The sequence below is a fragment of the Streptomyces sp. NRRL B-24572 genome (assembly GCF_002156145.1).
Lineage (GTDB): Bacteria > Actinomycetota > Actinomycetes > Streptomycetales > Streptomycetaceae > Streptomyces > Streptomyces vietnamensis.
In genome coordinates this window covers 1-4,373 of the sequence record NZ_MWIG01000506.1, presented here as the reverse complement: position 1 = coordinate 4,373, position 4,373 = coordinate 1, and the positions used below count along the sequence as shown (strand labels likewise).

The window sequence follows — 4,373 nt, the reverse complement described above, 5'->3', positions numbered from 1 at the left end:
CTGCTCCAGCTGCTCGCGCACCGTGTCCTTGTCGGCGTCGCTCAGCTCCCCGTTGCACGCCGTGCAGCGGGTCCAGGGCGCGAGCAGCTGGAGCAGGGCACGGAGAAGACGTACGACGTGTTCGCGCAGTGCGTGGAGTGCGGCAGGGTCTACTGGCGCGGCGCCCACCACGCGCGCCTGGAGGCGATCGTCTCGGACGCGGTGCGAGAGTTCGGCGGGGCGGCGGCGCGCTAGGCGGCGGCCCGCCGAGGCGCGCCCGTCCGAAGGGCCCGCCCCGGCGCCTCCTCAGCCCAGGTCACCGCTCCGCAGTCGCTCGATCTGCGCGGCGCTGACCTCGACGGTGCGCCGCATGTGGGCGATGAGCAGGGCGACCTCGGCGTCGCTGTAGACGTCGAACATCGTGCCCCAGGTGCTGTTGAGCTTCCGCCAGAGTGCGCCGAGCTCGGCCATCCGTTCGGGGACGAGCGCCACCAGGACCCGGCGCCGGTCCTCGGTGGAGCGCTCGCGGGTCACATAGCCGGAGCGTTCGAGCCGGTCGACGAGCCGGGTCGCGGAGCCGGTGGTGAGCCCGGTCAGTTCGGCGACCCGCCCGGTGGTCACCGGGCCCTCCTCCAGGCTGAGCAGGTTCAGACACTGCACATCGGTGGGGTGGAGCCCCAGGTGGTCGGCGACGGCCTGGTTGAACAGGGCGTAGGCGGCCATGTAGCGGCGGGCCTCCCCGTGCAGCTCGGTCATGAGCGCCTCGCGCCGGCCGGAACTCTTCTGCGTCATGCAGATATTGTACGGATCAGGCAGCGCGCGGCCACGGGCCGACCCGGACGGCTCCCCGGTTCCGGACGACTCAGGGCGCCTCGGCGGTCAGATAGCGCTGCACGGTGGGGCCCAGCCAGGCGACGACGTCCTCGGTGGACATCTCGACCGCCGGCGGCAGGCGCAGCACGTAACGGGCGAGCGCCATGCCGAGGATCTGGGAGGAGGCGAGCATCGCCCGGCGCGGGGCGTCCGCCGGGTCGGGGCAGACGCCCCGGGCGACCGGCCCGATCTGCTGGGCGAAGATCTCCTGCATGCGCGCGGCACCGGCCTCGTTGGTGACGCCCACCCGCAGCATCGCGGTGAGGACCTCGTCGCGCTCCCAGCTCTCCAGGAAGTGCGTGACCAGGACGGCCCCGATGTGGTGCGCGGGCAGGGCGCCCGGCTCGGGCAGGCCGATCTCGATCTCGGAGGCGGCGGCGAAGAGCCCCTCCTTGTTGCCGTAGTAGCGCATCACCATCGACGGATCGATCCCGGCGTCGCGGGCGATGGCCCGGATGGTGGCGCGCTCGTATCCGTCGGAGGCGAAGCGCTCGCGGGCGGCCTCCAGGATGGCGGCCCGGGTGGCGTCGGAGCGGCGGACGGTCGTCATACCAACAACTGTAGGCCAACGGGTGTTGACACACCATCGGGACCGCCCTACCGTTGCCAACAAGCGTTGACCAACAGTTGTTGGCAAACGATCGTGGGCACCCTGGAGGAAGCCATGAGCACCACGAACACGGACGTACTCGTCATCGGCGCGGGCCCCACCGGCCTCCTGCTCGCCGGCGACCTCGCCGCCGCCGGCATCGACGTCACCCTCGTCGAGCGCCGCCCGCACGGCCTCGGCAACATGACCCGGGCCTTCGGCGTCCACGCCCGCACCCTCGAACAGCTCGACGCCCGCGGCCTCGCGGACGAACTCCTCGCCACCGGCACCACCCTCACCACGGCACGGCTCTTCGGCCGCCTCGACCTGGACCTGACCCGCCTGCCCACCCGCTTCAACCACCTGCTCGTCACCCCGCAGTACGAGGTCGAGCGCCTCCTGGAGCGCCGCGCGGTCGACGCGGGCGTCACCTTCCGGTACGGCACGGAGCTGCGCGGACTGCGCCAGGACGCCGACGGCGTCACCGCGGAGCTCACCGACCCCGAGGGCGCCCCGCTCACCCTCCGCGCCCGCTACCTGGTCGGCACGGACGGCCACCGCAGCTCCGTCCGCACCGCCCTCGACCTGCCCTTTCCCGGCCACTCCGTGATCCGCTCCATCGTCCTCGCCGACGTGCGCCTGGCCGAGGAGCCCGCCGACGTCTTCAGCGTCAACGGCTCCGGAGACACCTTCGCCTTCCTCGCCCCCTTCGGCGACGGCTGGTACCGGGTCATGGGCTGGACCCGCACCCGCCAGGTCGCCGACAGCGAGCCCGTCGACCTCGACGAGATCCGCGAGATCGCCCGCAAGGCCCTCGGCACCGACTACGGCATGCACGACCCCCGCTGGATCTCCCGCTTCCACAGCGACGAGCGCCAGGCCCCCGCCTACCGCGTCGGCCGGGCCTTTCTCGCCGGAGACGCCGCCCACGTCCACTCCCCCGCCGGCGGCCAGGGCATGAACACCGGCCTCCAGGACGCCGCCAACCTCTCCTGGAAGCTCACCGCCGCACTCCGCGGCACGGCACCCGACCCCGAGGCCCTCCTCGACAGCTACCAGTCCGAGCGCCACCCCGTCGGCACCATGGTGCTCCGCAGCAGCGGCGCGATCGTCCGCCTCGCCATGGCCCACACCCCCCGCACCCGCGCCAGCCGCTGCCTCGCCGCCCGCCGCGTGAACGCCATCCCGCCCGCCTCGGCCCGCGCCATGGGCATGCTCAGCGGCATCGACATCGCGTACGCCCCCGCACCGGGCACCGGCCGCCCCTCGGGCCGCCGCGCACCCGACGCCCACCTGCGCGAAGGACGCCTCTACGAACTGCTCCGCCAGGGCGAGTTCGTCCTGATCGCCCCCGAGGGACCGGCCCCGGCACTGCCGTCGACCGCCCCCGTCACGGCGAAGCACCTGATCCGGGCCACCTGGACGGACTCGACGAAGAGGACGGCCGTACTGGTCCGCCCCGACGGCTACGTCCACTGGACGAGCAACTGACCGACGACACCGGCTCAGAAGACGTACGGATCCCCGGTGGCGAGCACCAGCACACGATGCCGGTCGTTCCGCGGATTCCGGTCGGCCACCCCGTCCCGCCAGGCCGTGGTGACCTCGACCGTCATCTCGTCCGGGAAGCCCGCGGTCCGCAGATCGAGCGCCAGCTCACCGGCGCCCCCCGCGGCCCCGAGCCGGCCCGTCCGGCAGGAGACCACCCGGTCACTGCTCCACAGACAGGCCGGCGGCAGCTCCTGGCCGCCCGCCATCGGCTCGGAGAAGGCGAGCCGGACCGTCGCCTGGGAGACGTCGGCGGGCCCGTGGTTCTCGCTGACCAGCCAGACACCGACCCTCCCGTCCCAGAGGGAGACATGCCCGTGATGGGACAGATCCGCCTCGGTCCCGACCACCGGCCCCACGGCACCGGCACTCCCGCCCGCACCCACCACCACGGCCGCGAGAGCGACCCCGAGCACACCCATCCGCAATCCACGCATAGGCACAAAATAACCACAACTCATCACATATTCTGACAAGCCGTCAGCCCGCGTGTCCCGTGGCAGGCTTCCCCCATGCTCGTCGCCCGCTCCATCGCCCTGTTCCTCCTCGCCGCCCTCTTCGAGATCGGCGGCGCCTGGCTCGTCTGGCAGGGCGTCCGGGAACACCGCGGCTGGATCTGGATCGGCGCGGGAGTCATCGCCCTCGGCATCTACGGCTTCGTCGCCACCCTCCAGCCCGACGCCGAGTTCGGCCGCGTCCTCGCCGCCTACGGCGGAGTGTTCGTCGCCGGCTCCCTCGCCTGGGGAATGGTCGCCGACGGCTACCGCCCCGACCGCTGGGACGTCGTCGGCGCCCTCATCTGCCTCGTCGGCATGGCCGTGATCATGTACGTCCCGCGAGGCCGCTGACCGCGTCCCGCCTATCCTGACCGGGCGATCGACCCGCAATCGACCACATGCGCGAGGAGCACGTCATGACTGCCGCCGGCACCCCCATCGCCGTCATCACCGGAGCGAGCAGCGGAATCGGTGCCGCCACCGCCCGGCAGCTGGCCGCCGCCGGCTACCGGGTCGTCCTCACCGCCCGCCGCAAGGACCGCATCGAGGCCCTCGCCGCCGAGATCAACGACGCCGGCCACCAGGCCACCGCCTACGCCCTCGACGTCACCGACCGCGCCGCCGTCGACGAGTTCGCCACCGCCTTCCGCACCCTCGCCGTCCTCGTCAACAACGCCGGCGGCGCCCTCGGCGCCGACCCCGTCGCCACCGGCGACCCCGAGGACTGGCGCCGGATGTACGAGGTCAACGTCCTCGGCACCCTCCACATGACCCAGGCCCTGCTCCCCGCCCTCACCGCCAGTGGCGACGGCACGGTGGTCGTCCTCTCCTCCACCGCCGGCCACTCCACCTACGAGGGCGGGGAGCAGGGCCTGGGTCATGTGGAG

The 4,373-nt window shown here is 72.8% G+C and carries 7 protein-coding genes; 4 read left to right on the top strand and 3 right to left on the bottom strand.

From position 1 onward, the window contains the following. A partial coding sequence (locus tag CCN56_RS44985; RefSeq protein WP_256962191.1) for a Mut7-C RNAse domain-containing protein occupies nt 1-234 on the top strand: 234 nt, incomplete at its 5' end. Between the two features lie 51 nt (nt 235-285). On the opposite strand, the gene CCN56_RS28070 is transcribed toward CCN56_RS44985, so the two are convergent. Together CCN56_RS28070 and CCN56_RS28065 are read right to left on the bottom strand one after the other, a co-directional pair. Further along, nucleotides 286-771: a MarR family winged helix-turn-helix transcriptional regulator gene (locus CCN56_RS28070; RefSeq protein WP_086830763.1), complete on the bottom strand. Its 486-nt coding sequence runs from the start codon at nt 769-771 to the stop codon at nt 286-288. Between the two features lie 70 nt (nt 772-841). Next, nucleotides 842-1,402: a TetR/AcrR family transcriptional regulator gene (locus CCN56_RS28065; protein ID WP_086830761.1), complete on the bottom strand. Its 561-nt coding sequence runs from the start codon at nt 1,400-1,402 to the stop codon at nt 842-844. Nucleotides 1,403-1,516: 114 nt separating this feature from the next. Between CCN56_RS28065 and CCN56_RS28060 the strand changes: the two genes are divergently transcribed. Further along, nucleotides 1,517-2,932: an FAD-dependent oxidoreductase gene (locus CCN56_RS28060; RefSeq protein WP_086830759.1), complete on the top strand. Its 1,416-nt coding sequence runs from the start codon at nt 1,517-1,519 to the stop codon at nt 2,930-2,932. 14 nt (nt 2,933-2,946) lie between these two features. Here CCN56_RS28060 and CCN56_RS28055 read toward each other — a convergent pair whose 3' ends face one another. Then, on the bottom strand, nt 2,947-3,411 hold the full coding sequence (locus CCN56_RS28055; protein WP_256962189.1) for a hypothetical protein: 465 nt from the start codon (nt 3,409-3,411) through the stop codon (nt 2,947-2,949). Nucleotides 3,412-3,501: 90 nt separating this feature from the next. Here CCN56_RS28055 and CCN56_RS28050 point away from each other — a divergent pair, with 90 nt between their 5' ends. Both CCN56_RS28050 and CCN56_RS28045 read left to right on the top strand, forming a co-directional pair. Then, nucleotides 3,502-3,837: a YnfA family protein gene (locus tag CCN56_RS28050; RefSeq protein WP_086830757.1), complete on the top strand. Its 336-nt coding sequence runs from the start codon at nt 3,502-3,504 to the stop codon at nt 3,835-3,837. A gap of 65 nt (nt 3,838-3,902) precedes the next feature. Then, the coding region (locus CCN56_RS28045; RefSeq protein WP_143664644.1) for an SDR family oxidoreductase at nt 3,903-4,373 on the top strand (471 nt) is incomplete at its 3' end.